Annotated in this window: 29 protein-coding genes and 1 pseudogene; 10 read left to right on the top strand and 20 right to left on the bottom strand. The window is 59.7% G+C overall.

Going from position 1 to position 26,257, the window contains the following annotated elements:
* Positions 1–73 precede the first annotated feature (73 nt).
* From NW805_RS06805 to NW805_RS06795, 3 genes are all read right to left on the bottom strand, one after another.
* Positions 74–418: an MgPME-cyclase complex family protein gene (locus NW805_RS06805; RefSeq protein WP_414383951.1), complete on the bottom strand. Its 345-nt coding sequence runs from the start codon at positions 416–418 to the stop codon at positions 74–76.
* A 110-nt stretch (positions 419–528) separates the two neighbouring features.
* The gene (locus NW805_RS06800; protein ID WP_414422055.1) at positions 529–990 is read right to left on the bottom strand and encodes a hypothetical protein; all 462 of its coding nucleotides are present in this window, start codon (positions 988–990) and stop codon (positions 529–531) included.
* A gap of 162 nt (positions 991–1,152) precedes the next feature.
* Positions 1,153–2,271, bottom strand: coding sequence for a class I SAM-dependent methyltransferase (locus NW805_RS06795; protein ID WP_414383955.1), 1,119 nt, complete (start codon positions 2,269–2,271; stop codon positions 1,153–1,155).
* 255 nt (positions 2,272–2,526) lie between these two features.
* Between NW805_RS06795 and NW805_RS06790 the strand changes: the two genes are divergently transcribed.
* From NW805_RS06790 to NW805_RS06770, 5 genes are all read left to right on the top strand, one after another.
* A complete protein-coding gene (locus NW805_RS06790) occupies positions 2,527–3,183 on the top strand; it encodes a response regulator (protein WP_414422054.1) in 657 nt (218 codons plus the stop codon).
* Positions 3,183–3,875, top strand: a complete 693-nt coding sequence (locus NW805_RS06785; protein WP_414329328.1) for a queuosine precursor transporter — start codon at positions 3,183–3,185, stop codon at positions 3,873–3,875. Before NW805_RS06790 ends, NW805_RS06785 begins: the two co-directional genes overlap by 1 nt.
* 142 nt (positions 3,876–4,017) lie before the next feature.
* A complete protein-coding gene (gene psbZ / locus NW805_RS06780; protein WP_011433643.1) occupies positions 4,018–4,203 on the top strand; it encodes a photosystem II reaction center protein PsbZ in 186 nt (61 codons plus the stop codon).
* Positions 4,204–4,553: 350 nt separating this feature from the next.
* Positions 4,554–5,072 (top strand): DUF2808 domain-containing protein, encoded by a 519-nt coding sequence (locus NW805_RS06775; RefSeq protein ID WP_414418090.1) that lies wholly within the window; start codon positions 4,554–4,556, stop codon positions 5,070–5,072.
* Between the two features lie 231 nt (positions 5,073–5,303).
* Positions 5,304–6,137: an undecaprenyl-diphosphate phosphatase gene (locus NW805_RS06770; protein WP_414422053.1), complete on the top strand. Its 834-nt coding sequence runs from the start codon at positions 5,304–5,306 to the stop codon at positions 6,135–6,137.
* 23 nt (positions 6,138–6,160) lie between these two features.
* Here the strand turns inward: NW805_RS06770 and NW805_RS06765 are convergent, their stop codons facing one another.
* Together NW805_RS06765 and NW805_RS06760 are read right to left on the bottom strand one after the other, a co-directional pair.
* Positions 6,161–7,747, bottom strand: a complete 1,587-nt coding sequence (locus NW805_RS06765; RefSeq protein WP_414422052.1) for an NAD(P)H-hydrate dehydratase — start codon at positions 7,745–7,747, stop codon at positions 6,161–6,163.
* 2 nt (positions 7,748–7,749) lie between these two features.
* Positions 7,750–8,151 carry a VOC family protein gene (locus NW805_RS06760; RefSeq protein WP_414383963.1) on the bottom strand — a complete coding sequence of 134 codons (402 nt, stop codon included), beginning with the start codon at positions 8,149–8,151 and terminating at the stop codon, positions 7,750–7,752.
* 149 nt (positions 8,152–8,300) lie between these two features.
* Here NW805_RS06760 and NW805_RS06755 point away from each other — a divergent pair, with 149 nt between their 5' ends.
* Both NW805_RS06755 and rpe read left to right on the top strand, forming a co-directional pair.
* The gene (locus NW805_RS06755; protein WP_414383965.1) at positions 8,301–8,612 is read left to right on the top strand and encodes a hypothetical protein; all 312 of its coding nucleotides are present in this window, start codon (positions 8,301–8,303) and stop codon (positions 8,610–8,612) included.
* 105 nt (positions 8,613–8,717) lie between these two features.
* Positions 8,718–9,428 (top strand): ribulose-phosphate 3-epimerase, encoded by a 711-nt coding sequence (rpe, locus tag NW805_RS06750; RefSeq protein WP_011433633.1) that lies wholly within the window; start codon positions 8,718–8,720, stop codon positions 9,426–9,428.
* Positions 9,429–9,515: 87 nt separating this feature from the next.
* Here the strand turns inward: rpe and NW805_RS06745 are convergent, their stop codons facing one another.
* Positions 9,516–10,217 (bottom strand): hypothetical protein, encoded by a 702-nt coding sequence (locus tag NW805_RS06745; protein WP_414422051.1) that lies wholly within the window; start codon positions 10,215–10,217, stop codon positions 9,516–9,518.
* Between the two features lie 277 nt (positions 10,218–10,494).
* Here NW805_RS06745 and miaA point away from each other — a divergent pair, with 277 nt between their 5' ends.
* The gene (miaA, locus tag NW805_RS06740) at positions 10,495–11,508 is read left to right on the top strand and encodes a tRNA (adenosine(37)-N6)-dimethylallyltransferase MiaA (RefSeq protein ID WP_414422050.1); all 1,014 of its coding nucleotides are present in this window, start codon (positions 10,495–10,497) and stop codon (positions 11,506–11,508) included.
* On the opposite strand, the gene menD is transcribed toward miaA, so the two are convergent.
* Complete coding sequence (menD, locus tag NW805_RS06735; protein WP_414422049.1) at positions 11,432–13,252, bottom strand: 2-succinyl-5-enolpyruvyl-6-hydroxy-3-cyclohexene-1-carboxylic-acid synthase; 1,821 nt, start codon at positions 13,250–13,252, stop codon at positions 11,432–11,434. The genes miaA and menD overlap by 77 nt on opposite strands.
* A gap of 10 nt (positions 13,253–13,262) precedes the next feature.
* Positions 13,263–14,171, bottom strand: coding sequence for a cyanophycinase (locus NW805_RS06730; RefSeq protein ID WP_414357386.1), 909 nt, complete (start codon positions 14,169–14,171; stop codon positions 13,263–13,265).
* Positions 14,172–14,347: 176 nt separating this feature from the next.
* Between NW805_RS06730 and NW805_RS06725 the strand changes: the two genes are divergently transcribed.
* Entirely contained in the window at positions 14,348–14,590 is a 243-nt protein-coding gene (locus tag NW805_RS06725) for a hypothetical protein (protein ID WP_414357385.1), read from the top strand.
* 124 nt (positions 14,591–14,714) lie between these two features.
* Here NW805_RS06725 and NW805_RS06720 read toward each other — a convergent pair.
* The 11 genes and pseudogenes from NW805_RS06720 to NW805_RS06670 all read right to left on the bottom strand — a co-directional run bounded on the left by NW805_RS06720 (position 14,715) and on the right by NW805_RS06670 (position 24,151).
* Positions 14,715–15,046 (bottom strand): annotated as a pseudogene (locus NW805_RS06720) (fasciclin domain-containing protein).
* 288 nt (positions 15,047–15,334) lie between these two features.
* The gene (locus tag NW805_RS06715) at positions 15,335–15,559 is read right to left on the bottom strand and encodes a DUF3134 family protein (RefSeq protein WP_011433626.1); all 225 of its coding nucleotides are present in this window, start codon (positions 15,557–15,559) and stop codon (positions 15,335–15,337) included.
* Positions 15,560–15,666: 107 nt separating this feature from the next.
* Positions 15,667–17,004, bottom strand: coding sequence for a UDP-N-acetylmuramoyl-tripeptide--D-alanyl-D-alanine ligase (locus tag NW805_RS06710; protein ID WP_414422048.1), 1,338 nt, complete (start codon positions 17,002–17,004; stop codon positions 15,667–15,669).
* 285 nt (positions 17,005–17,289) lie between these two features.
* Entirely contained in the window at positions 17,290–18,006 is a 717-nt protein-coding gene (rpiA, locus tag NW805_RS06705) for a ribose 5-phosphate isomerase A (RefSeq protein WP_414422047.1), read from the bottom strand.
* Positions 18,007–18,056: 50 nt separating this feature from the next.
* The gene (gene rimO, locus NW805_RS06700; RefSeq protein ID WP_414422046.1) at positions 18,057–19,454 is read right to left on the bottom strand and encodes a 30S ribosomal protein S12 methylthiotransferase RimO; all 1,398 of its coding nucleotides are present in this window, start codon (positions 19,452–19,454) and stop codon (positions 18,057–18,059) included.
* 46 nt (positions 19,455–19,500) lie between these two features.
* Positions 19,501–20,331: a cobalt ECF transporter T component CbiQ gene (gene cbiQ / locus NW805_RS06695; RefSeq protein WP_414422045.1), complete on the bottom strand. Its 831-nt coding sequence runs from the start codon at positions 20,329–20,331 to the stop codon at positions 19,501–19,503.
* On the bottom strand, positions 20,318–20,995 hold the full coding sequence (cbiM, locus tag NW805_RS06690; RefSeq protein ID WP_414422044.1) for a cobalt transporter CbiM: 678 nt from the start codon (positions 20,993–20,995) through the stop codon (positions 20,318–20,320). The genes cbiQ and cbiM overlap by 14 nt, the downstream gene beginning before the upstream one ends.
* An 8-nt stretch (positions 20,996–21,003) precedes the next feature.
* On the bottom strand, positions 21,004–21,525 hold the full coding sequence (locus NW805_RS06685; protein ID WP_414342416.1) for a hypothetical protein: 522 nt from the start codon (positions 21,523–21,525) through the stop codon (positions 21,004–21,006).
* A 151-nt stretch (positions 21,526–21,676) separates the two neighbouring features.
* Positions 21,677–22,474, bottom strand: coding sequence for a hypothetical protein (locus NW805_RS06680; RefSeq protein WP_414342415.1), 798 nt, complete (start codon positions 22,472–22,474; stop codon positions 21,677–21,679).
* A gap of 299 nt (positions 22,475–22,773) precedes the next feature.
* Positions 22,774–23,544 (bottom strand): SH3 domain-containing protein, encoded by a 771-nt coding sequence (locus NW805_RS06675; protein WP_414422043.1) that lies wholly within the window; start codon positions 23,542–23,544, stop codon positions 22,774–22,776.
* Between the two features lie 226 nt (positions 23,545–23,770).
* Complete coding sequence (locus tag NW805_RS06670; protein ID WP_011433618.1) at positions 23,771–24,151, bottom strand: hypothetical protein; 381 nt, start codon at positions 24,149–24,151, stop codon at positions 23,771–23,773.
* A gap of 466 nt (positions 24,152–24,617) precedes the next feature.
* Here NW805_RS06670 and NW805_RS06665 point away from each other — a divergent pair, with 466 nt between their 5' ends.
* Positions 24,618–25,337: a response regulator transcription factor gene (locus tag NW805_RS06665; RefSeq protein WP_011433617.1), complete on the top strand. Its 720-nt coding sequence runs from the start codon at positions 24,618–24,620 to the stop codon at positions 25,335–25,337.
* A gap of 56 nt (positions 25,338–25,393) precedes the next feature.
* On the opposite strand, the gene NW805_RS06660 is transcribed toward NW805_RS06665, so the two are convergent.
* Positions 25,394–26,242, bottom strand: a complete 849-nt coding sequence (locus NW805_RS06660) for an ABC transporter ATP-binding protein (RefSeq protein ID WP_414389980.1) — start codon at positions 26,240–26,242, stop codon at positions 25,394–25,396.
* Positions 26,243–26,257 lie beyond the last annotated feature (15 nt).

Here is a 26,257-nt window from a genome sequence, read left to right as displayed (position 1 = left end):
AGAAACAAGGTGCCCCGATCTTATCTTGGCCTGTCCTCGAATCCACCCATTCAAATCTTGGGAATCGGCAGGCTTATCCTTCTGCGGCAGATAGAGAGCGCAAGGGATCCGGGATCGACTCGCTGGGAGCCACAAAGCTGCCCTTCTCTACAAAGGTTAAGCGCAGGCTCAGCCAACGAATAAAATCCGCGTTGGTGGATACCACTGCCCCCAGGGGCTCCTTCAACTTGTCCCGCAGGGGCTTTAACTCTGGAGCCTCCATGAAGGCCGGCTGCGGCACCCAGAAGAAATCGACAGGGTGATGGTGCTCCTCGCAGTATCGACGACGCTCCTCCAACACCTCTTCCAGGGGCTCAGAACGCAAGAAGGACAGGCTGGCAACGACAAAATGATAGGTGGCCAGTTCGGCTGCAGACATAAGACTAAGATCGCTAGGTCGCTGTGAAACTATCAAGCTGTGAAACTATGCAAGAGTAAAGGCCAGAGTCGGGCGTCCACGGCTTCCGCTGCGAGCTCTGGCTCTATCCTTTAGAGATGGGCAGATTTGAGCAGGTGCGGGGCCGGATCGCGGGAGCTACACAGGGGCTGACAGTCTTCCAACTGCTGGAGAACGGGCAGCCGCGCCATCACTTCCTCAGGGGGCATGGAGTGTTCTAAAGCCTGCTTGAGGGTCGGTAGAGCCTGAGCTGCCCATTCCCGAGCCCAAGGAGCGGACTCAGGAGTTTCCTTCTGCTCCAACAGCTCTTGGCAGAGGGCGGTTGACCGCTCCAAGTCGCCGCTGCCCTGATAAGCCATAATCAGAGCCACACGAGCCAAAACGCATTCTTCCGGATTTGCCCTCGAGCCATTGCGCTCGCTCAGGCGGTGCTCCTGTCTCTCTTGGATGGAACAGCAGTAGCAGAACGACTCGAGAAGGTTGATCGCCTCCAGGTAGCGCTCCTGCTTGAGAGCAGTAATGCCGGCGCGGAGGGATCCATGAGGGTGAGACATGAGCCTAAGCACAAGAAAAAGATCTTAGACGGACTTGCACCCAAGGGTTATCCAGTTAGTGACCCGTCTTCTTATCCAAGGTTTCGTGTCTAAAACTACTATACACCCTCTGGACAAGTGGCCGCCGACTTACTCCTTCTCTTAAGCTTGTGGAAGGGGCGCTCAACCTTTACGGGCTAGGGTGTAGGTGCTGACATAGTGAGTTTCTCGGCGCAACACCGCACAGCCTGCCTGCTGCAGGCGCGCCCCCAAATCGTCGTGGATATAGTCGCGGTAGTAGGGTTCGTGGAAGGTTTGCATAAAGGCTTCCATCGTCTCCTTCAGCTCTGGCGAATCCAGCAGTTGCACTGAGTCGCAGATGACCACCACGCCCCCTGGCTTCACCACCCGACTTATCTCGTGGATAACGTTCTGCCGAGCTGGGCCGGGCAGCTCGTGAAAGAGAAAAACGCTGATAACGGCATCGAAGGTGGCGTCGGCATAGGGCATGGCCTCGGCGTTGGCGCGGATAAGCTGGGGCAGTTCCCCCGGCAGCTCCTGCAAGAGTCGGTTGGCCTTGCGCAGATAGGCAGGAGAAAGATCCAGGCCATACAAAGCTGCTTTGGGCAGGGATCCCCGCAGTAGGCGCAGCATCCGCCCCGTGCCACAAGCTACATCGAGGATGTGGGGGCTGACCAAGGTGGGATCCAAGGCATCTTTGAGCAGGCGAATCACCCGACGGCGCATCGCGTCCGCTGTGCCCCCAAACAGCAGCTCCACCTGCAGGTCATAAAGCTCAGCCGAGCTGTCGCTCAGGTAGCCGTTGGTTTGGTAATGGAAATTTTGCAGGTAGTATTTCGGATAGCCCTCGGTGGAGATGTCTTGAGAAAACTCTTGGTAACGCTTGCTGTGAACCCGCCGAGTAATTTGCGGCAAATCCAACCACACCTGTGGGTAATAGCGGGCAAAGTCCAGCCAGGGGTTGTCGAACAGGAGCGCGTGAGGGTAGTACCCTGCCTCAGCATCTTGCCAGTCCGCTTGCAGGAGTTGTTCGTAACGGGCCCGCAACACCTGTAGCGTGTCAGCGCTCACCCGCACCTTGGCCCGCGGCGGCGGGGTCCTCCCGGAGGAGAAGCTTTGCAGATCCCTGAGCACGGAGAGCATCAGATCTGAAGCTTGGGTGGAGAGCGCTTTGTGGGCAAAGCCGAAGATGTTTTTGCCCCACTGAAAAGCGCGGTAGGCAGCTTCTCCGACTGGAGATGGGATCGGCAGCGACAGCTCAGGACTTAGTTGTAGGCTCATAACCCTGCAAGGTGCGAATGAAGAATGAAGGCTTAACGTTTGTTTACACTTAATTATAGCAAGGCGGCCACGCCGGGCCGGCAGCCGCTGGGCGCGGGGAAAACCTGGCGGAATTGGATCCCTGAGCACACCCCATCTGGCCAAGCAGGGGAGTACTCTAGTGGTGTCCTCAAAAGGATGTCCCCGATTGCCCTATGAGCTGGAGGAAGGGGCTGATCAGGTTGATTTGATAATGGGAAGAGGGAGCGCCTCAGCATGACAACCAAGACGGTGTTGGTCATTGACGATAGCATCATGATTCGCAAGATGGTGGCCAGCATCTTGGCCGATCAGTTCCAAGTGCTGGAGGCCAAAGACGGCTTGACAGGTTTGGAAGCGGCCAAAAAACATCACCCCGACCTGATCCTGCTGGATTTTGTCATGCCCAAGATGGATGGCTACGACACCTTGCAGGCCATCCGCCGCGAAGACAGTCTGAAAAATACTCCTATCATCATGATGTCGGGGCTGAAGGAACAGGTGACTGCCCGCATTCCTGAGCCCTTTGTCGATTTTGATTTCATCGAGAAACCGTTTGAGGCAGATGCCCTTTTGGCTCTTATCCAAAAGGTCCTCCAGGTTGCCCCTGCCGCTGCACCGGAGCCGGGATCCGAAACCAACACCCAACTGATTCTGAACCGGCTCACCGCCATCGAGACGCTGCTGATTCAAGGTACGGAAAACTTGATCCAGCGGGAGGTGGTGGCGCGGCTTTCTGGGATCAACCAATGCCTGGCGCGTCAGGAATCCCGCAGCAGCAATCTGGAGGCCCAGATCAGCAAGCTCGCCGGCGAAGTGGAGCGACATGCCCAGGGTTTGGCCTTGATCGTCAAGGAGCTGCGACAGATCCGTAAACTTCTAGGAGGATCCTGATGTCTGAGAGGGTTTTTGAGCGAGCTTATCGACACCTAGATGCGGTGACGGCTCTATTTGTGGCCGTGCTGCTGATTTCCAACATTGCCTCGACCAAGATCGTTCTTCTGGGGCCCTTTACCTTTGACGGGGGCACCATTCTCTTCCCCCTCAGCTATATCTTTGGCGACATCCTCACCGAAGTCTATGGCTATGCCCGCTCGCGACGGGTGATCTGGCTGGGATTTCTCTCGGCGGCCCTCATGTCGGTGACATTCATGATCGTGGGATCCCTGCCGGCCGCCCCCGACTGGCCCTATCAAGAAGCCTACGACCAGATTCTGGGCCTGACGCCCCGCCTTGTGCTGGCCAGCTTAATCGCCTATTGGGGAGGCAGCTTTGCCAACGCCTATGTACTGGCCCGCATGAAGGTGTGGACGCGGGGACGGTGGCTGTGGACACGCACCATCGGCTCTACCCTGGTGGGCCAAGCGGTGGATACTGGACTGTTTGTCACCTTGGCCTTCTGGGGGGTGTTCCCTGGCCTGGGCAGCTTAATACTCTCCAACTATGTGTTCAAGTGTGCCGTTGAGGCGGCGTTCACGCCCCTGACCTATGCCATTACCGGCTGGCTAAAGCAGCAAGAACAAGAAGACTACTTCGATGTGGCAACCGACTTTAACCCCTTCCGCCTCCAGCCTGTGTCTAGATGAATCCATCAGCCGCCTCAACGGATCTGGCCTTGGGAGGGATCCTATTTTGGTATAGTCAGAGCGTCATCCTATTTATCCTGCTGCCATCCGGTGTTACCGGGAGCTTTTATCCAAGACAAGACTTTTGTGAGGGATCCGCAAGATGATGCTCGTTTTCCAAATTGCTTTGTTGGTGTTGGTGCTTTACAGCTTGCTCTTGGTGGTGGCGGTGCCAGTGCTCTACAGCTCAGCCAGCGACTGGAGCCGGGCCAAGAATGTGATTTTGGTGGGATCCCTGCTCTGGGTGCTGATGGTGATCGGGGTGGGGGTGCTGAGTTTCCTCAAGTGAAGCCGTAGAAGGGCGAGGGCCAATCCACCGAAGGTCACCTTGTGGTCGCAATCAGCGTTGCGTGGGAGCTGCACCGTGGGTGTGGCGGCCCAAAGTTTTTGTCTGGGATCCTGGACGAACTACGCACTTCCGCACCTCGATAAGCCTTAAGCTCTCTCGGTAGAGGGGATCCCATCCTCTACAATGGACGGCGAGGCGTCGGCCTTGCTTGCCATCGGTCAGGCTGTCTACAGGCCGCGCTAGTGAGCTTTGAAGGTGCTGAGGTGTTTCAACCAGCGGAGGTTTGGGTGTTGAGAGCAGTGATGAGAGCAGGGAAATGTTCGCAGGAACTTGGCCTTGCCCGGCGAGGCATGAGGCTGGCCTTGGCGGTTCTGGTGATGGGGAGCCTGGGATCCCTGATGGTGCCCCATTCTGCAGAGGCGCAGTCGGGTTTGGTGATCACCGGCAGTGAGGGGGTGCCTGTTCTTAGCTACCGGCTCGATTTTGGCGGGGTTCGCAGTCGTTTGGATCGCTATCGCCTGACCATTCCCCCCCAGAATGTGGCGGTGGCAGAAGTGCAGATCAACGGGGACAGGAATTTCGATGGCCGCATCGATCCGGAAAGTGTCCGCCTGGAGGTAGAAGGCCGGCCTGTAGAGCTGGATCAAGTGTACTGGAACGAGGAGTTTCGCTCTCTAGAGGTGGTGGCCCGTCAACCCATTGCTGCCGGTCAGGAGATCCGTCTGGTGCTCTCCAACGTGCGCAACCCTTCATCTGCCGGTATCTACCGTGTGGAGGCGCGGGTACGGGGTACGGAACCCAACCCCCTCTTCCGGAATGTGGGCAACTGGCTGATTACCATTGAAGACCCAGAGCGGATTGGCTTCTGATCTATTGACCCGATGATCTGACCTACTGTTGATCTTTGCGGCGATCCTATAGGCACAGCCCTTTTGCGGGTCTGGGACAGCGACACCCAAGTTCCCGGCCAGTTGGGGTGGGATCCCTCTGCAAGTGTTTGTTCGCCGTGGTATGGGCTGCTGGAAAAAGCCGGAGTTCTGAGTTTTTCTAAGAATGGGGATTGTGCAAATCCGGCAAGTTTGGGTGGGGGAGTGTTTACCTTGTTGCTTGCTGACACTTGGTATCCCAATTGGTGGCAGGCTCTAATTTTGGGCATGGTGCAAGGGATCACCGAATTTCTGCCCATTAGCAGCACGGCCCATCTGCGGGTGTTTCCGGCTTTGGTGGGGTGGCCGGATGCGGGAGCTTCGTTTACGGCGGTGATCCAGTTGGGCAGTTTGGGGGCGGTGCTGATCTACTTTGCCTCTGACCTGCGCCAGTTGCTCCTGGGCTCCTGGAAAGCCTGGCGAGAACGAGATTTCCAGCAGGAGCCTTGGCGGCTGTCGGTCGGGATCTTGGTGGGAACGGTGCCGATTGTGGTAGTGGGGTGGGCCATCAAGGCCATTTGGGGATCCCCACCCCGCCAGTTGTGGGTGATCGCCACTGCAGCCATTGGCTTGGCTTTGTTGTTGGGCTGGGCAGAGCAAACGGGCAAACGCCAGCGAGACCTTCACAGCTTGGGCATTGGGGATGGGATCTGGGTGGGGCTGGCCCAAGCTTTGTCCCTGATCCCTGGGGTGTCGCGCTCCGGCTCGACGCTGACGGCAGGGCTGTTTCTCCATTTGCAACGCCCGGCTGCCGCTCGCTACTCCTTCTTGCTGGGGATCCCGGCGCTCTTTTTGGCGGGGGTAGAAGAGTTGATCTCTGAGTTCAGGGCAGAGGCGCTGCTGTCGCAGGGGTTGGGCACTCTTTCTGCTTTTGTCTTTTCCTATCTCTCTATCGATTGGCTGATTCAGTTTTTGCAGCGCAGCAGCACCTGGCTGTTCATCGTCTATCGGATTGGCTTTGGCCTGTTCATTTTCTTGGGGTTGGCCCTGGGGTTCCTGAAACCCTAGGCTGGGTTTTGCAGCTCCTTCCTTCACCCTTGCTCCCGCAGGCTCTGCAGCGCCTTGGGCAGGTGCTCCGCCAGGTGGGCCGGATCCACCCCTGTTAGACCGCGTTCCCGCGCCAGCTGGATAGCCGCTTGGGCATGCCACCACACCCCGGCACAGGCGCAACTGAGCAGCTCAGCAATCTCCAAGGGCCGACCCACTTGGGCCGTTCGGCGGGCCACCAGGCCACCAATCAGGCCAGTCAAGACATCGCCGCTGCCACCGCGGGCCAAAGCCGGTGTGCTCTCCGGGTTCACCCAGCATTCCCCAGTCGGAGAGGCGATCACCGTCCGCGCCCCTTTCAAAACCACCACTGCTCCACTCTGGGCTGCCGCCCTTTGGGCTGCCTCGATGCGATCCCCAAGCGGGATCCCTGGAAAGAGCCGCCGAAATTCCCCCAGGTGGGGGGTGAGAATGGCTTGGATCCCGTTTTCTGGCAGGCGCTCTACCCCCATCTCCGCCAGAGCATTGAGGCCATCGGCATCGATAACCCAGGGGATCCCGGCCCAATCCCGCAGCAGGAGTTCCAGCAGCGGTAAGCGGGTTTCTCCCAAGCCCGGCCCCACGGCCACCGCCTGAAAGGGTTTCTCGGCCACCTGGGGCAAAGCGGGGATCCCCTCCCAGGCATAGACCAAGACTTCCGGCAGGGCGCTGTGGATCACTCCTTTCAACTCCGCCGGCACCGCCATCGTCACCATACCCACCCCACTGGCGCGGGATCCCAGCCCCGCCAACAGGGCCGCCCCGGCATAGGCCGCCGAGCCTGCCACCCCTAGCAGGGATCCCTGGCGGTATTTGTGGGTATCCAAAGGGGGATCCGCGGGAAAGTGCTGCCAAGGCCGCAGCAACAACCGGGGAACCTCCACCTCTGGGTAGGCCCAAGGGGGGATCCCGAACTCGATGCGGCGCAGCCGTCCCACCCAAGGCAGAGCCGCTTCCTGCCACAACCCCCGTTTCCAAAGGCCAAGGGTATAGGTATGGCTGGCGCGAATGCAGCAGCCCCAGACTTCCCCGGTTTGGTCGTTGAGGCCAGACGGCAAATCCAGGCTGAGGATGGGGATCCCACTGCCATTGGCCCACCCCACCGCCCCCGCCCAAGGCTCCCCCAAAGGCCGGTTCAGACCGATCCCAAACAGGGCATCGATGAGCAAATCGCAATCGGCCAGCTCTTCAAGACTCTCCACAAACTCTGCCCCCAGCGCCTTGAGATAGCGGGCGTGGTCTGTCGTTAGGGGCTTGAGTTCTGGCTTGCCCAGCCACACCTTCACCGACTTTTGGGCCAGCCATAGCTCCCGCCCGACCACCAACCCATCGCCACCGTTGTGCCCTGTCCCGCAGAGGATGCCAATGCGCTGGGCTTGCGGAAAATCCTTCTGCAACTGAGCAACAACGGCCAGCCCCACCTTCTCCATCAGAGCGGCAACGGGCATGCCGGCAGAGAAGATCTGCCCCTCAAGGCGCTGCATCTGCGCGGAACTAACCAAGCTGATGGCCGGGTCGAACCGGCAACAGGGATCCCTATCGGTAGGCAGCGCGGTGGCAACGGGCGGTATTGCTGGGGGGAGAGGGCTCATGGCTAGGTTGGGCTAATGGAGCTGAGCTCTATCACATTCCCGTCGGGATCCCGGACGAACACTGCCGCTCGCCCGGAAGCGCTCGGTTGCACCTCATACCCTTCCTGCCGCAGGCGAGCCTTCACCGCTTCCAAGTCATCTACCCCCAGCGCCACATGGGGATTACGCCCCCACTTTGAGGATCCCGTTCCGCTTCGCTGCCGTGGATCCATCGGCTCCTCGGCCACGATTAAATGAATTTGGGAGGAACCCACTTGATACCAAGCGCCGGGAAAGTCAAACGGCAACCGTTCCACCTTGGGGATCCCAAGCACCGTTCCGTAAAAATGTTCGGCTCTGGCCAGATCGCTCACCCAAAGGGCGGTGTGCAGGTGATGATAGGTTGGCTTTTGGGGGGCAGTCATTGTCTTGTTGGGAAATCTTGACCGTGGGGCTTTGCAAGGCCGACGCGAACATCAATATTTTCTCCGAACGGCAAGCCAAACCCGTAAGCTAAGGTGGAGCTAGCGCACCCGCGACAACCGTATCTTTGTTTTCGCACAGGGGTTGGCCCATGGGATCCCGCACCAAGTTTTTTGGCACGGTCTTGGCCATGCTGGCCGTGAACAGCATCTACATGCAGTTGCAGCAGCTTTCCCTGAGGCTGGAGGAAAGGGATCCCGCCCCCTCTGAGCAGTCTTCTCCAGAGCCTCAAAGCAGCAAGGGCTCCGTCCCGCCAACGCGAACGGAACGGCTAGATCCCTGGCACCGTGTTGCCCAAGTCTTGCAGGGTCTGTGGCCCGGCGATGCGAGCTTGAAAGGACTCCGTTCCGCCAACGCGAACGGGATCCTGTCGCCAGAGTCCACGTCCCCCCTGGAGCCTTGAGTGCCAAGCTGAGAGGGGATATGACGCTTTGCAAAGGGGATCAAACCCCGTACCATAGAGGAGCAGGTTTCTCCGTTTCTCTGTTTTCAATCCCCAGGACTCACCATGGTGCAGCCGTCAGCGACCTCTGGGCAAAAGCCGATTGTGATCGCCCCTTCCATCCTTTCAGCCGATTTCAGCCGGTTGGGGGAGGAAGTACGGGCAGTGGATGAGGCGGGGGCCGACTGGATCCATGTGGATGTGATGGATGGCCGCTTTGTGCCCAACATCACCATCGGCCCGTTGGTGGTGGAAGCCCTGCGCCCGGTGACGGCCAAGCCCCTGGACGTCCACCTGATGATTGTAGAGCCGGAGAACTATGTGGCGGATTTTGCCAAGGCAGGGGCCGACATTATTTCCGTGCACGCAGAGTCCAGCTCCACCATTCACCTGCACCGCACCCTCAGCCAAATCAAGGATCTGGGCAAGCAAGCGGGCGTGGTGCTCAATCCGGCCAGCCCTTTGGAGCTGATCCAATACGTGCTGGATCTGGTGGATCTGGTGTTGATCATGAGTGTCAACCCCGGCTTTGGCGGCCAGAGCTTTATTCCAGCAGTGGTGCCCAAAATTCGCCAGTTACGGGCCATGTGTGATGAGCGCGGCCTGGATCCCTGGATCGAGGTGGATGGCGGCATCAAAGCCAGCAACGCTTGGCAGGTGATTGAAGCAGGAGCCAATGCCATTGTGGCCGGTTCGGCAGTGTTCAAGGCCAAAGACTATGCAGAAGCCATTCGCAGCATTCGCAACAGCCGCCGTCCCGAGCTGGTGACAGTTTAAGGTGACAGTTCATTTTGAAGGAAACTGCTCCCTTACTGAAATCCGGCTTGACCCCAGCGCTGCGCTGAGCCAACTCCTCACGTGCCTTTAGCGCAAAGCAGCAGCCTCTTTCTGGGCAGCGTAAGGCCCCGTCCCGCTGTTGACGGCAGTTGTGCCCAGGCAATGGGGAGGCCCATCGACGGAGGGTGGGATGATCGGCTGCGGCGAAGTGGGGCTGAGAAAAGTCTGACAAAAAGGCACGCGGTTGCGCCGAATATCGGCAAGGTAGGGGGGAGGAATGGTGCCCAGATAGGCGCCCAGCACCTGCTGCTCGGGATCCTCTGGCAACACTTGGTAATACAACATCAGGCGATTATCGGGAAACCAGGCGCGGATCACCCTTTGCAGGGCTGTCAAGTTGAAGCCCGGCTCTTCAGGGTTGCGAATCAGGTGCATCCCCGCCAGGCGCCCGCCGACAAAATAGGCTTGCACATAAAACCCACGGGCGTAGATGGGCGGCTCCGAGGAATTCTGGGACGGGGGAGAATCGGGCAGATAAAGAGCCTCCCCCCCAGGACGCAGTTGCCAGCGGCTCCAGCGGGGATCCTCCCGGTCGCTGGAAATGGTCTCCCAATTGTTGGCGCGGGCGTAGCTCAAGAAGCGCTCCTCGACCATGCCCAGATAGAGCATTTCCATTTGCAAGGGCAGCCGGGCCCGGGTTTGCAGCAGGGGCAGAGTGCGCACTTCTCCCTGCTTGAGCACCAAGGTTTCCCCCAGCGCCGGGCAAGGGACACCTATGAGCATAGCCATCAGCAACCCTGTTCCAATTGCCCGTCCAATCTGGCTGAGGCCGCGCCTTGCGAACAGCTCTAGCCGGAGAGGTAAAAACTGCGCCACTGGCTGCGGCTGTGGCCCATTGCCCCTCAAAACCGTCGAAGCAGGAATGTAGGATGAGATCAGCACAGCAAAAAAGCAGGGTAGTAAGTAGCCGATCCTAACCCAAAGAGACAAGGTTCTTCGAGAATCTTAATCTGGTCTCTGAGGAAAGTTGCTTGCCAGTCTGCCCTGCCGATGGTTTGGGTAGCGAATGCGCATTACCCTCGAGAATGGCATTCCCGCTGCAGCAGCTTCCGACCGGCCAGGATGGCCGGGAGTGATCGTCATTGCCGGCCCCACGGCCACCGGGAAATCTCGACAGGCACTGCTTTTGGCCCAACGGCTGGGATCCCCGTTGTTGAATGCGGACTCCCGCCAGGTCTACCGCGAGTTTGACATCGGCACGGCCAAGCCCACCCCTGCTGAGCGGGCTCTCTGGCCCCACGAGCTGATTGACTTTGTGGATCCCCGCCACACCTACACGGTGGCCGAGTTTCAGCAGGCGGCCCAAGCCCGCATCGCCGAGGCCCATCGGCAGGGACAGACTCCCATCTTGGTGGGGGGCACCGGTCTCTACATCCAGTCGGTAACCTCCGGCCTGGGGATCCCTGCGGTACCTCCGCAGCCCCAACTGAGAAGACAACTGGAAACTTGGCCCCCTGAGATCCGCTACGCCTGGCTGCAGCAGTTGGATCCCGTTGCCGCCCAGCACATTCATCCCCATGACGCGGTGCGCACGCTGAGGGCTTTGGAGATCGTTTACGCCACTGGGAAGCCGGCTTCCAGCCTAAGGCGGGCTCATCCCCCCCATTACCCCATCTTGATCCTGGGGCTGCGCTGCCCAATGCCCCGTTTGGAACAACGCATTGCCCGGCGCACGGCGGAGATGATGGAGCGGGGGTGGATCGAGGAGGTGAAAACCCTGCGGGAGCGCTACGGGCCAGACTTACCCCTCTTGCAGACCTTGGGCTATGCGGAGATCGGCGCTTACCTGGAGGGGCGGATCCCGGAAGCCGAGCTGCAGCCCCTGATTGTGCGGCGCACCCGCCAATTTGCCAAGCGGCAGATGACCTGGTTCCGGGCCCTGCCAGGGATCCAGTGGCTGGACTGCGAGGTCGAGGATCTGCCGGAGCAGATCTGGGATCGGGTTACCGCCTGGATGACCGCTCAGACCCCTGCTGAAACCACTGCCGCCGCCGCCGAGCATCGGCCTTGCGATCCGTAAGGATCTCCAACACCCGCACCCCTTGGGCAGGCAAGGGATCCAAAGCTTGGGCCAGCTCCTGCCAGCTTTCCACCCGCCGGTGGGGAATGCCGTGGGCTTGGCAGAGGAGGGCAAGATCCACCGACTGGGGAGTAGCAAAGTAGGGCTCAAAGGGCGGATCTGGCCCTTGACGGCCCACTTCAGCAATGGGCAGCAGCTCGAAAATCCCACCCCCCTGGTTGTTGATGAGGAGAATGGTCAGGGATCCCTGCAGGTGAGGGCCAAGCCGCAGGCCGCCGCAGTCGTGCAAAAAGGCCAGATCCCCGGTTAGCAACACCGTCGGGCGCTGCCGGTGGGCCACCCCGAAGGCGGTAGAGAGAAGGCCATCGATGCCGTTGGTGCCGCGATTGAAGTAGGGACGGATGCGGCGGTCGTTGGGGGGCCAAAACCACTCCACATCCCGCACCGGCGTGCTGTTGGCAATGAATAGCGGCGTCTCTGGCGGCAGGTGGCGGGCCAGCCACCAGGCTATCCTACCCTCAAACCACTCCGGCAGGTCAGCCATAGCCTGGTCTAAGGCGGTCCGGATTTGCGCTTCCGCTGTCAGCCAGCCCTGCAGAAAAGTTGTTTGCTTGGCCGGTGCTTCTGGGATCCCGGCGACCCACTCCTCTACGGCAAAAGGCAAATGGGTGGTGGGGTTGTGCAGGGGATCCCCATTGTCGGGACGGGGATCCAACCGCCAAACGCGGGGAGCAACCTTGGCCAGGGTTTGCCGCAGCGCTTTGCTGGTGGGCAGGGATCCCAGTTGGATGACTTGCTGCGGCCAAAGCTGGGGCCGATCCCGCTGCAGGATGAGGTCGTAGGTGGTGATGAGATAGGGGTTGAGGGAAGCGTAGTTGCGCAGGGGAGAAAGCCCCTCCGCCAGCACCGGCCAGCCCAAAGCTGTCGCCAAACGGGCCACTGCCTCCACATAACGCTGGGGATCCAGCGGTTGAGCCGGCCCCGCCAAGATCACCCCCCGCTCACAGCTGCGCCACTCCTGCCAAAAAGAAACCGTCTCCGTCTGAAAAGGGCTCCGCACCGCCTGCAAGGAAGAGCCGGTGCATGGAGGAGCAACCCCACGAAAAAAGGTCTTCTCGAACTCCGGATCTTCCTGTAGATGGAGCAGCGGCGCAGTGCTGCCATCGGCAATGGGAGCCAAGGGATCCCGGAAAGGCACATTTAAATGCACCGGGCCGGGAAAAGGGTAAAGGGTGCGCTCCCAGGCGTGAACCAGGGTCTGGCGCAGGTAGGCCAGGGCTTCTGGATCCGCGCTGGGCAGGGCCAACTCCGCCTGCCAGTTGGGGTAATGGCCGTAGAGCTTCACCTGGTCAATCGCTTGGCCGGCGCGGCAGTGGCGCAGCTCCGGGGGCCGATCCGCCGTCAAAACCAAAAGCGGCCAGCCACTTTCTGCCGCCTCGATGAGAGCTGGGAAAAAGTGAGCGCCAGCACTGCCAGAAGTACACACCAGGGGGATGGGCTGCCGGGTTTGCTGGGCCAACCCCAGAGCAAAAAAGGCTGCCGACCGCTCATCCAGCACGGGAATTGCCTCGATGTCGGGGTGCTGGGCCAGGGCGTAGGTAAGAGGGGCTGAGCGGGATCCCGGACACACCACCGCCAAACGGCAACCCAGCCGACTCAAGGTTTCGGCCAACAGGGATCCCCAGAGGGTGTTGAGGTTGCGCCAGTCCAGCCGCCTTGGCAGGACAAAGTTTTCAGCAGTCACATTTCAGCAGTCAGAGTGGAGACAAGGTGTTGAGATCGAATCGGGATCCCGGCGGCAAAAAGTGAATGCGGGCATTGTGCAGCCGAAAATACTCATCCGCCGCCGCCTCCTGAACGGTCGAGTACAGTTGCGTCCCGTCCACAATCGTCACCGTCCCCAAGCCGATCACCTCCATCACATCGTTGGCCTGGATCACCACCGCCGTATTCTCATCAATGCCGATACCCAAACATTGGGGATAGTGGGCCACCGCCGTGACCAGCCGCACCAGGCGATTGCGCTGATGGAAATGTTGATCGATGATGACGCGAGGCAAAAGGCCCAGGCCTGTCTTCACCGTTACAATTGCCGGCGTGGGCGGTTCTCCGCTGTAGCCGCGGGAGATCATCTGCTGCCCCAACGCAGAAGCTCCGGCGCTGGTTCCGGCAATTACCGTCTGCCCCCGCTGCCACTGCTGTCGAATGGCCTCCATCAGCTCGCTGTGGGCCAGCACCTCTGCCAGCCGCTCCTGATCCCCACCCGTGAAGTAGATGCCGGTGGAGAAGCGAATTTTCTCGACGTTATCGGGATCCCTCGCCTCCATCGGGCTGCGGATATCCAGAACTTGGAGGCTGGCTGCCCCCATCTGCTGAAAAATGTTGGCGTAGATCTCCCCCAGCACCGCCGGGATCCCAGAAGCCGCGGGCACGATGGTGATGTGGGCAGACTTTCCCCCCGCTCGGCGGAAGAATTCCCAAAGGATGTGGCGCTCATTTTCCTTGTCCTCTGCTCCCCCGACGGCGATGATGTCGGAACGGGCGGTGATGGGATCCTTCACAGTAGGGCGGCTTAGGGGTTGGGCGTCGTTTGTCGGCGTGGAAGGAACTCCGTTCCACTCCAGCTCACGGTGGGCGGCAGAAACATCAGGCAAATGGGGCATGGAGCGCGAGGAAGATTAAAATGGGCACATTTCACTTTCACTATGCTACGGCTTGGAATTCGGTTTGGCGCAGCTCAATTCCAGATTTCACGGAAGAGTCAGGGGTTGGTTAGGGGTCTCGAAAGGGGGAATAATGTTCGTAGGAATACCCTTCGGTTCACCCAGCAGGAGCATCCATGGCCAGAAAACCTGACGGATATCTTGTCCACATCATGCTGGAAGGTGGACAAACCATGCAGGTACGGGTCAAAGAAGCCAGAGAATACACCGAGCTGATCAACAACCTCATGGTGGGCGGCGAAGAGTTCATCACCTTGCCCAAGCAAATGGACAATGAGTACATGATCGTGCGTCCTCAACGGGTGTCCGCTGTATCGGTGGAGGCAATCTACGCTTCCAGCGTTGGCATCGACCTATGAAATTGGGGATCCCTTGCCCAAAGAACGGAATAGCTGGGGATCCCAATACAAAACCCCCGCCACCAGAGCAGGGGCTGCCAGAGGGCTAGACCCTGAAGGGCCTAGAATCCATGGCGTTGGTAGGTCACCCTTGTGGAGGCAAGATCACCTTGTCGATCACGTGGATGACACCGTTGGAAGCTTCAATGTCGGCTGTCACACATTAGCATCGTTGACCTTGACACCATCAGCCAAAGAGATTTCCACAGGAGATCCTTCGACCGTAACCACTTCCCCAGCTTCCAAAGAGGTAGAGAGAACTTTGCCGGGCACTGCATGGTAAGTGAGAAATCGAAAAAAGTCCCCGAAAAAGATGTTTCTACTGCCCCAAGATGCTTTCTTACAAAGGCTGCGGGGGTATCTTCCACTAAGGTTAGATTTGCAACAATCATCGCAGGGTGGTGGTGAGCAATCCAAAACAGGCTGAAAAAGGATCCCTTGAGGCTGAGGGATCAGTTACGTTTGTCTGCATCTATAGTCATTCTGATTCAAACTAAAACGCTGCACCCACACCTGAAGCGTTGAATGCGCGGGGCTGGAAGACTTTTCTTGGTAGCTCAGGCGTCTCACTCTAACCTGAAACGACTGTACTGTTTTGTTTGCTCGAGCTGTCTATCCAGCGGCAGCACAAAAAATAACACCCTCACGGTGCCGAGCAAAGGGATAAATGAGTTAACGAGCTCGTAATAATCCTGGCAGTTGTGCTTACTCTTCTTCCGGCTCGAAGTCTTCGTCGTAGTCGTCCCCGATCAAATCGTCGATATCGTCGATGTCTTCTTCCAAAATCATCTCAGGGACCTCAATGGGCTGCTCGATCAACCGGCCCTCTTTGCGCAACCAGTCAAGAATGGAGAGGCTGCTAGGAGAGGGCACCACCGTTGGCGGCTGATCGCGGGGCTCTTCGCGCAGAGAGGGATTGTGGTAGTACATGCCGTACGGAAAAAGGGCAGTTATCGACGAGGAATGAGCTCGGCTTGGATTGATCTCCTCTCAACCGAGGGACGCGGGCTTTCCATCGATATATCCCTCAGTTTAGCCTATGCCTGCCACTCCTGCAAAAAGCGGCGCAGCACCCGATCCAGCTCAACAGCTCGCGCTGCCTTGAACAGCAGCCGATCCCCGGCTTGTACCTGATGCAGCAAGACTTCCAGCAGTTCGGATACCTCCTCGCAGCGTTCTGCCTGGGCTGCCGGTTTTTGGTCGAGCAGCGGTTGCATCTCCCCTTCCGGATCCAAGAGCAAGATCCGATCCAGCCCCAGAGGGGCAGCCGCCCGACCCACCTCTGCATAGAGCTGAGGCGCATGCTCTCCCAACTCCCGCATCGGGCCGAGAATGGCCCAGCGCCGTTTCCCCGGGGTTTGAGCCAATAGGTGCAGAGCCGCGATCATCGCTTCCGGCGAGGCGTTGTAGGTTTCGTCCCAGATTTCCACATCTCCTGCCAGCTTGAGATGGCGGTTGCGCCCCTCCAGAGAGGTAGGCAAAGCAATGGGTTCTCGGAGCCGCTCCCAATCCAGCCCCAAGCTGCACAGAGCAGCCAGCACTCCCATCCAGTTGAGGGCATGGTGTCTTCCCGGCAAGGGCACCGGCAGCGTTAGGCCCTCCACAGTTACCGTTTGGGCTTGGGGATCCCATTCTCCCCGTAAGTCCCCCCGATCCAGACCATAGGTAAGGGTTTGTCCCGACCACAGGCTGGCGGCGGTAGACAACAGCAAGGGATCTTCTCCATTCAGCAGAGCCACCCCCTGCCCTAGCTCCTGCAGCAGCTCGCACTTGGCAGCAGCAATGGCCGCGCGGGATCCCAGTCTGCCGATGTGGGCGGTGCCGATATGGGTGATCAAGGCGTGGGTGGGCTGAGCCATCTGAGCCAGGCGGCGAATTTCTCCGGGGCCTCGCATGGCCATTTCCAGAACCACAAACTGATGCTCCGGTTGCATCTGGAGCAGTGTTTGAGCAACCCCGATGTCGTTGTTGTGGTTGGCTTCAGTTTTGAGAACTGTGCCGTAGCGGGATAGGGCAGCCGCCAACATTTCCTTGGTGGTGGTTTTGCCTGCTGAGCCCGTGATGGCCAGTATGGGGGGGGGAAACTGCTCCCGCCAGCCTCTGGCGATGCGCTGGTAGGCAGCTAGGGTATCTGAGACTTGAAAATGGGGCCCGGCCACCGGACGCTGGCTGATGACGGCAATGGCCCCTCCGGCCAAAGCTTGCGGAATGAAGTCGTGTCCATCAAACCGTTCCCCCCGCAGCGCCACGAAGACTGAGCCTGGCTGGAGTTGGCGGCTGTCGGTGCAAATGGCTTGGACGGGAAGACCCAACAAATGGGGATCCCCCTGCAGGGGAGTTTGCAGCAGGTCAGCCACAGTTCGTAAGGTCAGCATCGGGCAGAAACTCCAATTCGCCTACAGCCTCTTCGTCTATGGTCATTTCAGACCCGATTGAGACATTTCCCAAGCGCTCCCCCTCACCCCCAGCCCCTCTCCCAGGGGGAGAGGGGAGTTGGGGATAGCTGTACAGCTTTTTTCAGCGTTGTTTACCACAGCCAGTGTCAATCAATCTCTTGCGTGGGAAGGCTCCCGCTTGGCTACGGAACTCCCATGAAGTCGGAAAAAGCTGTAAACCCAGTTCCTGGGCAACGCCAATACACGACTGGGTATAGGAAGTTGTCAGCTGGGTTGCAGCGTTTCGATCCCAGTCGGGAGGGCGATGATTGCCTCTTTGGCCATACCGATGAACAGGCCATGCTCCACAACCCCCACCGTCCCCTTGAGTTGATCGGCAATCTTAGCGGGATCCGCCATAGGGCCGAATTGGCAATCGAGGATGTAGTGCTGCTCATCCGTCAGGTAGGGATCCCCGTTGGCATTCCGCCGTAAGGTGGCTGTGCACCCCAGAGCCTCTACCCGCGCCAAGGTGGTTTTCCAGCCAAAGCGCACCACCTCTACCGGCACCGGGAAGCGAATGCCCAACTGCGGGACTTTTTTAGAGGCATCGGCGATGATGATCAGCTCGGCAGCGCTGGCCTCCACCAATTTTTCCCGCAACAGGGCCCCTCCTGCCCCTTTGATCAGGTTCAGGGATCCCACTTCAATCTCGTCGGCCCCATCGATGGCCAGATCCAGGCGCGGCTGCTCTTCTAGGGTAGCCAGCGGGATCCCCAGGGAGCGGGCCTGTTCAGCCGTGCGCTCGGAGGTGGGCACACCGAGGATCTGCAGACCCTCGCTTTGCATCCGCTCTGCTAGGGCGCTGACAGCAAAGGCGGCTGTGGATCCCGTGCCCAGCCCCACCACCATTCCCGACTGCACCTTTTGAACTGCAGCCCGGGCTGCCGCCTGTTTCAGCTCATCTAAAGACTTGGTCCCGCTGCCGCCAAGGGTAGTCATTCCCAGCTCCTCTCCCGTGGATGAAGATCCTACCAAAGTGCTTTGCACCGCTACCGCCCGCTCCAGCTAAAACCCTCCGGCGCTGCCACCACCCGACCGAAGAGATCATAGGGCTCGGCGTGGGTGATCTGCACCGGCACCAGGGATCCCAGAGAGCCCTCCCCACGCACGTACACCACCCCGTCCACTTCGGGGGCAAAGCGAGGGGAGCGGCCAATCCACTCGCCGGTTCTGGGGTTTTCCTGCTCCAAAAGTACAGGTACCACTCGGCCCACCTGCTCGCGGTTGCGGCGGAAGGCAATGCCTTGCTGCAGTTGCATTAGACGGGCGCGGCGCTCTTGTTTGACAGCCTCTGGAACCTGATGGGGGAGGTGGTAGGCAGGGGTGCCCTCTTCGGGAGAAAAGGTAAACACCCCCACATGGTCAAACTGATGGCGCTGGACAAAGTCTAGTAGATGCTGGAAGTGCTCCTCCGTCTCCCCAGGAAAGCCGACGATAAAGCTGGTGCGCAGCACGGCATTGGGCAACGCCTGGCGCAGCCGCTCGATCACCCGGTCGTTGACCTGCCCTTGCCAGGGGCGATTCATGGCCTTGAGGATCTCAGGATGGCTGTGCTGTAGGGGCAAATCCAGGTAAGGCAAGAAATTGGGAGTTTCTTGGATGGCCTCCACCACTGCAGGCGTGATGCCGGTGGGGTAGGCGTAGAGCATGCGGATCCAGGGGATGGGGATCTTGCCCAGGGCGCGAATGAGATCTGCCAGCCGCGGCTCCCCGTAGAGATCGATCCCGTAGTGGGTGGTGATCTGGGAAATTAAAATCAGCTCCTGCACCCCCTCTTCGGCCAGTTGTTCTGCTTCCCGTAGGATCGACTCGATGGAGCGGGAGCGTTGGTTGCCCCGCAAGTGGGGAATGATGCAGAAGGAGCAGCGGTAGTTACAGCCCTCGGCTACCCGTAAGTAGGCCACAGGCGCATGGGTGGTGCGATAGCGAGGTACGGTCTCGTCGGCAATGTAATCCAAGCTGGAAGTAACGGCATTGACCCGCTCTCCCCGCTCCACCCGCTCGATCACCTGGACGATCTGGTGGTAGTCGCCGGTACCTACCAAGGCCACGGCCTCTGGGATCTCCTGCAGCAGCTCCTCTTGGAAGTGTTGCGCCAAGCAGCCGGCAATAACGATTTTCTTGCCCTGTACTGCCAACTCCATCAGGGTGCTGACCGACTCCCGTCGCGCTGCCTCGATGAAGCTACAGGTGTTGACAATCACATAGTTAGCGCTCTCTTCGTCCCCATCCACCCGGTAGCCCGCTTGGGCCAGCAGGCCCAGCATGTGCTCGGTGTCCACCCGGTTTTTCTCGCAGCCCAGGTGTAAAACGGCAACCGACGCCTTTGTACGCTGCACCGCTGAAACGGATGGGAAACTGGAGACGGTCGCTTCTAACCCATTCATGGACTGAGCATCAAAAAGGGGGCAGCTTGCCAGAGGCTTATCTATTCTAGTTGAGGGCCGCATCAGCGTTGCGGAGCAATAGAGCCGTAGCCACGGCCAACGCGGTGGCCGCCCAACTGTAGGGATCCCCGCCAGCCGCCGTCGGAAACAGAGGCGCTTGTCCATAGCCCCGCAGGCGCAAAGCCTGATAAACCCTCTGCGAGCGCTCGTAGCTGCGAACCAACAGGGTGCCCACCGAAGCGGCCAGAAAGGGCAGATCTTGTCTTAGAGACGGCCCAGGACGCCACAGGGATCCCCGCGGTCGCCAACCCCTCAACCGGGCTGCCCGTTGCATCTGCTCCCACTGAGCAGCCATCTCTTGCAGATAGCGCTGGGTGAGCCAGGCCAGTTCCAAAAGCAGATCTGGGATCCCCAGTTGCCGCAACGCTGCCAACAGTTCCGACGTGGGAGTGGTCTCCAGCAGCAGCATGGTGAGAGCGAACAGGGCCAGCCCCCTCCCCCCCATGCGGAGCGCCATCTCCAGCCCCTCCCAGCGCAAAGCCAGGGATCCCCAGCGCCACAGGATGGTTTCCCCCGCCCAGAAGGGTAGGATCCCCATCAACCCTGCCACCAACAGCCCTGGGGCTGCCAGCCGCCTCAGCCCGAGGCTCCAAGGCAATCCCGACAGGCTCCACAGTCCAGCCACCAGCGCCCAGATGAGCGGCAAGAGGGCCAGGCACCTCACCGAGGCGAAAGCCGCCATCAGCGCCATCAGGCCCAGCACCTTGGGCAGAGGTTGCCACCGGTGCAGCCAGGAAAGGGGTTTGGAGGGGTGAGGATGGGATTGTTGACCGCGCCAGCAGCAAGGGATCCCTGAGCCGGCTTCATCTCTTGCCATACTCTCCCAGCAGCGCCGGTTGTACCCGCTGCAAAAACAGCACCACCCAACTGGCGAACAACCCCTCCACCACCATCAGGGGGATGTGGGCCACCACCAAGCTCCCAAGAGCCAGGCGACCGGCTTCTGTGGAGAGGATCCCGCTGCCAGCGTCAACCACAGCAGCCATGACCACCCCGTAAAACAACAGCACTGCTAGACCCACCCCAACCGCTCCCGCCAAGAAGGCAGACACTCCGGCCCCCATCACCCGACGGCCTGCCCGAAAAATCCCACCGGCCAGGAGCGCCGGGATCCCCATAATGGCGGCGTTGATGCCCAATGTGGTCAGGCCCCCATGGCCAAAGGCCACCGCCTGAAAAAACAAGCCCACTACAATCGCCGGATAGGCCAAAGCCCCCAACATCAGACCCATCAACCCGTTCAGCACCAGATGCAGGCTGGCCGGGGGAAAGGGCAGGTGAATCGAAGAGGCCACAAAAAAGACAGCCGTGAGCAAAGCCGCTTTGGGCAACTGATGGCGGGGATCCCGTTCCCACCAAGGACATTGCTCGGCAACGCCGGCGCGACGGAGAAGCCGCAAGCTGTAGCTGGTGATCAGGACGGTGATGCCATAACCCCCTAGCCAAAGCGGTGCTGGCAAAATGCCATCGCTGATGTGCATGGTCAGCCCTACTCCAGAGCAGAGGAGCCAGCCTGGGAGCCTGAGATTCCTGACCCTGGAGATCCCGAAACCGGTGGGCTCTCCACCGCTGCGTAACCAGATTGACGGGGCCTGGAGAAGAACAGAGCTGTGCCCAGACAGCCCCAAATGACACAGGCGGCCATAACCCCCCGCTGCAAAGGCCCAAAGGGTGGGGAAGCGCTGGGGATCCCTTCTGTCTGAGGGAACTCCTCACCCACCGGCACGTTGACCAACACCCCATGCCCCGCCTGGCGAATCCGCACCTGCCAGAGGCCCGTCAGGTTGGGATCCGGCTGCAGCAGAAATCGTCCCCGCGCATCCGTCTGTCCCTCCTGCCAAGGGGTAGTGGGATCCGTTGGCGCAAATACCGTTACCTGCGCAGAACGCATCGGTTCGCCAGAATCGTAGCGGGCCTGGATCTCAAAAGCGGGAACTGCCCGCCAAGAGGCCTCCACCCCGTGGCCCCAAGCGGGAGCAGACAGGAGCAGGCCGAAAGCCAGCAAGCTCAACCGTGCTCCGCATCGCTGACGCGACGCCGCAATCAGGCTCAGTCGGCAGGAAGGGATCCAAAGTTTTGGCCAGACTCGGTTCATTGGTTAGCTGAGGACAGACGACAATCTCTACGCTCTGCAGGCGACCGGTCTTAGAAAAGCCAAGACTTCAGGGCGAAGACTCTGTCTGGGCAGGGCCAGAGGCAGCGCGGCAGTGGCCTTCCCCCACATGGCCCAAGTGGTGCAGGATCTCCAATACGGCCTTAGCCGCAGGGGATCCCTCCTGCAGATCCCCCCAGTCCACTTCCAGAAGGTCGGATCCCCCCCCAGTGCTCCGCGCCGCTGACGCGGCCAGCCGCTGCTCCAGGGAGACAGGATCCAACTTCACCAAAGGGGCAAACCCCAGAGCTGCTTGATTGAGGCTGTCGTTGGGGGGCAAGCTTCCATCTCCAAACAGGTGGTCGAAATGGAAGGTGACCTCCAGATCTGCCACCTGGCCGACGCGCACAAAGCCTTTGCGCTCCTCCCCCACATACTCTCCGCAGGTGAAGGCCACCTCAGGGCTGAACTTGAGCACAAACGGCATCTCCCCAGCCCCTTCCTTTGTCGGTCGGGCTTGGCCTTCGATCCAGAGGGAATAGCCCTTTGCCGGCCCCTCCAGTGCTGGCACCAGCCGCCACCCCAGGGCGTTGTAGTGGCCAGGGGGTGCCTCTAGGGATCCCAGTAAGGCCCGCTCCGCCGGGGGAGCCGTGATCAAATCAACCGTGATGGGGCCGGAGAGGCTGACCAATGCCCGTGCCAGCAAATCTGCATTTCCTTCCGGATCAAAGGGCGGATCGGTTTGGTAGGCGGTTATGTCCGCCAGCGTCACGTACACGTGCTCAAAGCTCAGTTCCCAGCCGTCTTTGGAGACAAACCCCTCCCGAATGAAGTCCTCGCCGTTGGCCCAAAACTCCAGAGTACCCATCTCTGCCTTTGCTTGGGCTAGGGGTGCTTCCTGCCTGACCTTTTCCGCTCCAGCGTTAGAAGCCGGTCGGCAGGCGCCTAGAGAGAAGGCCAACCCAAGGGCCAGAAAGGGTAAAGCTAACCCCTTGCCCCAGGGATCCCTTGTTGAAGCACCAAGCCGAAATGGAGTGTGTTTCACCAGTTCCCCTGCCAAGGACTCGGTCCCGATGACGCAAACGGCACTGCTCTAGCGAAACACAGGCTTCCCTGGTGTTACAATCCCCCACCAGGGCATCTGTAGGGCTATGCCTATGGCAAGGGCTACTCCTGCGCCAGATTCCCCGCCCGCACCCAACCTTCCTGCCCATTCTGACGGCGAATGCGCTGCCAACGACCATCTTCGCTGAGGCCCAGCACCGTCACCACCTCGTTCATGGGCACACCACCAATGTAGGTTCCCTCCCGCTCTGGAGTGGCCCGCAGCGCCAGGCCAATGGGCTCGATCACCCGTCCCCGCTCACCTGGGGAAACCACTGCTGCCGTGGGGGGTCGAGTCGGCAAAGGAGTTGATTCAGGGTTGGGTTCAACCGTGGGAGCTGGAGAAGTTGAGGCTGAAACACCATCCACAGGGCCCAAATTGCCGGCGCGCACCCAGCCCTCTTGTCCGTTCAGCTCCCGCCGCACCCGCTGCCAACGGCCATCGGCGCTGTACTCCAACACCGTCACCGTTTCCCCCACTACAATTCCCCCTTGGTAGGCTCCATCAACAGAGGGCTGGCTGCGGATGGCCAGGCCAATGGGCTCGATCACCCGCCCACGGCTGCCGGGGGGAAATCCCTCAGGGTCAACAGTGCCTGCAGCAGGGCCAGGCAAGGGAGAGGGAAAACTTGCCGGGCTGGGCAAGGGATCCAAGCGCACCGCCTGCGGAAATTGAGGCGGGGCAGGGGGGGCCAACATGGGGGCGACGAGCTGCCACAACTGCCAAGCCAAGGCGGCCAGAGCCCCAACCGAGACACTCACCACCACCAAGGTGCCCAAGGGAAAACCGCCAGAAGCAGGAGAAGAACGGCCTCGCATCGGGTAGTTAGCCATCCGAAATACCTTCCCGCAATGCTGCAGGCAAGAATCCGCAGAGAAGATGGGATCCCCGTCAAAACCGGGGATTTACGAAAGCCAGAGCACGACTGCTGCGCAACGCTGACGTGATTGCATCCCAATGTATCGTGTTCCGCAGCGCTCTTGCTAGGCCTGTGCAGAGGAACCGCAACGCTGACGGGGCGACGCGACCCCAGAGGGCAAGGGCGTCGGAGATTAGCTTCTACTTATTGGTGTTGGTGAACTTATTCTGCCAGTCGGTCGTCAAAATCTCTCGGCCAAATACCCATCCTGCCAGAAGGAGGGGCAATGCCAAGCCCAGAAAGCCAAAAAGACTGACCACCTGAGCCACTTGCCGCTGGGCTTGTTTTCTCCTGGGATCCGGGATGTTGTTGGCAGCCAGCACCACTTTAGAACAAAAAGCCACCACCACCGCCCCCACCGGCCCCAAAACCAAAGAGGGCCACAGCCAAGCCGCCACTTGCGAGAATGCGTAGGCTCCGGTGAATGGGATAATCACGAAACAAGCCAGCTCCAGGATCCCCCACGTGAAGAGGGCCAACCAGACATCTTTGCGGAAGACTTCATCGGGATTGGTGTACATAGGCCTCCAGGATAAACCGCCCACACTAAGGCCAGACCTCGAGACAGGAACGGAAGCGCCACGGCTTCCAGATTAACTCCAGGTGCAAGGATCTGCTTGACGGATTTCCTCTGCCATTCAGGCAACTCAGTAAGATAATGCCCAAGATTCTTGGATAAGCCTCCGTTGATTTACGCACAGGAGGGCGGCCTCGGCAAGGATAAACTCCCCGCGCGACCCCACACGTAAAGACTTGAAATAAGATTTAGGTGTTCAATAACTCATGAATCACCTGCGTTTGTTGCCCTTTCCAGCCGAGGTTGGGGTCAAGCCTGCCCTGTTGATAAGGCTCTTTTTCCCCTCCCACCTGGCGAGCTGAGGGCCTATTGCTTCTATGTGATGGTTGCCTATGGACTGCCGAAGGGATCCCCACACCCCAACGCCCTGCAACCTTGTCTCCTGCTGACTTCGAGAGTGCCAAGCTGCCATGTCACGCATCCTCATCATCGATGATGATCCCAGCATTTGTGCTCTACTGCAGCGGTACTTGCAGCGGCAGGGGTATTCGGTTGAGGTGGCGATGACGGGGGCCGAGGGCTTACAGCAGTTGCGCGCTTTTCAGCCGGCCTTGGTAATTTTGGATCTGAACTTGCCGGATGTGAGCGGCTACGATCTCTGCCAGCAAATGCAAAAAGAGACCGGCGTGTACGTGTTGATGTTGACCAGCCGCGTCAGCCCTGCTGATAAGTTGCACGGATTCCAGTTGGGGGCAGATGATTACCTGACCAAGCCCTTCAGCCTGCCGGAGTTACAGGCGCGAGTGCAAGCCATTCTGCGGCGGCAACGCATGAAGACCGAAGTTGCCAGCGCACCGGTCTTGACCTTTGCCTCTTTGGTAATCGACCCGGAAACCCGAGCAGTCATCCGCGAGCAGCGCCTGATCAACTTAACAGCACTGGAGTTCGATTTGCTCTATGCTATGGCTCGACATCCGGGGCGGGTTTGGCGACGGGCTGAGCTGATTCAAGAGGTGTGGGATTTTAACCACGAGGGAGATGAACGGGTGGTCGATGTCCACATTGGCCAAATTCGCAAGAAACTAGAGACTGATACCAGCCAACCGGAGTTGATCCGCACTGTGCGTGGAGTTGGCTACAAGTTTGAGCCCCCCGCTCCGAAGGAGGGATGGGGAGAGGAAAAACCTTAACCCCCAAATAACTCTCCCCTCTTCACGTTGGGAGAGGGGCCAGGGGTGAGGGCCCGTTAATCCAAGCGGCGGCCTGTCAAACGCACAAAAATGTCTTCTAAGTTGGCCGGGCGCACCATGAGGCCGGTTTTGTCAGGTTCAGCTTCCAACTGCCGCTGAGCTTCCGCCAAGCTGGGGAAAAAGGTGTACTCCACCTCCCGGCCAGGACAGGATCGCACCAGCAGGGCCTCTCCATACTTGGCCCGCAATTGCTCGGTGCTGCCCAACTCGATCAACCTTCCCCCATCCATGATGCCGATGCGGTCGCACAGCTCTTCTGCCTCCTCCATGTAGTGGGTGGTAATCAGCAAGGTCATGCCCTGCCGATTGAGATCCCGCAAGATCTCCCACAACAGCCGCCGCGCCTGGGGATCCAACCCGACGGTGGGCTCGTCCAAAAACAAAATCTGGGGGCGATGCAGTAACGCCCTGGCCACCTGCAAGCGTCGTTTCATTCCCCCTGAGAGGGTTTTCACTTTGTCTTGCCGGCGATCCGCCAGCCGCACATACTCCAGCCATTCATCGATGCGCCGTTGCCGCTCTGGGTTGGAAATGTGGTGCATGCGGGCATGAAACTCCAGGCTTTCCCAAACGGTCAGCTCTGCCTCTAGGGTGATGGGCTGCAACACTACCCCAATCTGCCGCCGCACCGACACGGGATCCCGCACCACATCGTAGCCCCCCACCTGGATGGATCCCTGGCTGGGTCGGGTAAGGCTAGTAAGCATGCGGATGGTGGTGGATTTGCCGGCGCCGTTGGGCCCCAACAGGGCAAACACTTCCCCCTGGGGGATCTGCAGGCTCAAATCTTGAACGGCAACCTGCTGCCCAAAGCGCTTCCACACCCCCTGCATTTCCACCGCCACCGTCTTGGTTTGGGG

Origin of the sequence: Synechococcus sp. W60.1 (assembly GCF_047461575.1) — a bacterium.
Lineage (GTDB): Bacteria > Cyanobacteriota > Cyanobacteriia > Thermostichales > Thermostichaceae > Thermostichus.
Note: the sequence above shows the minus strand (reverse complement) of the source record. Positions and strands in the feature narration are given on the sequence as shown.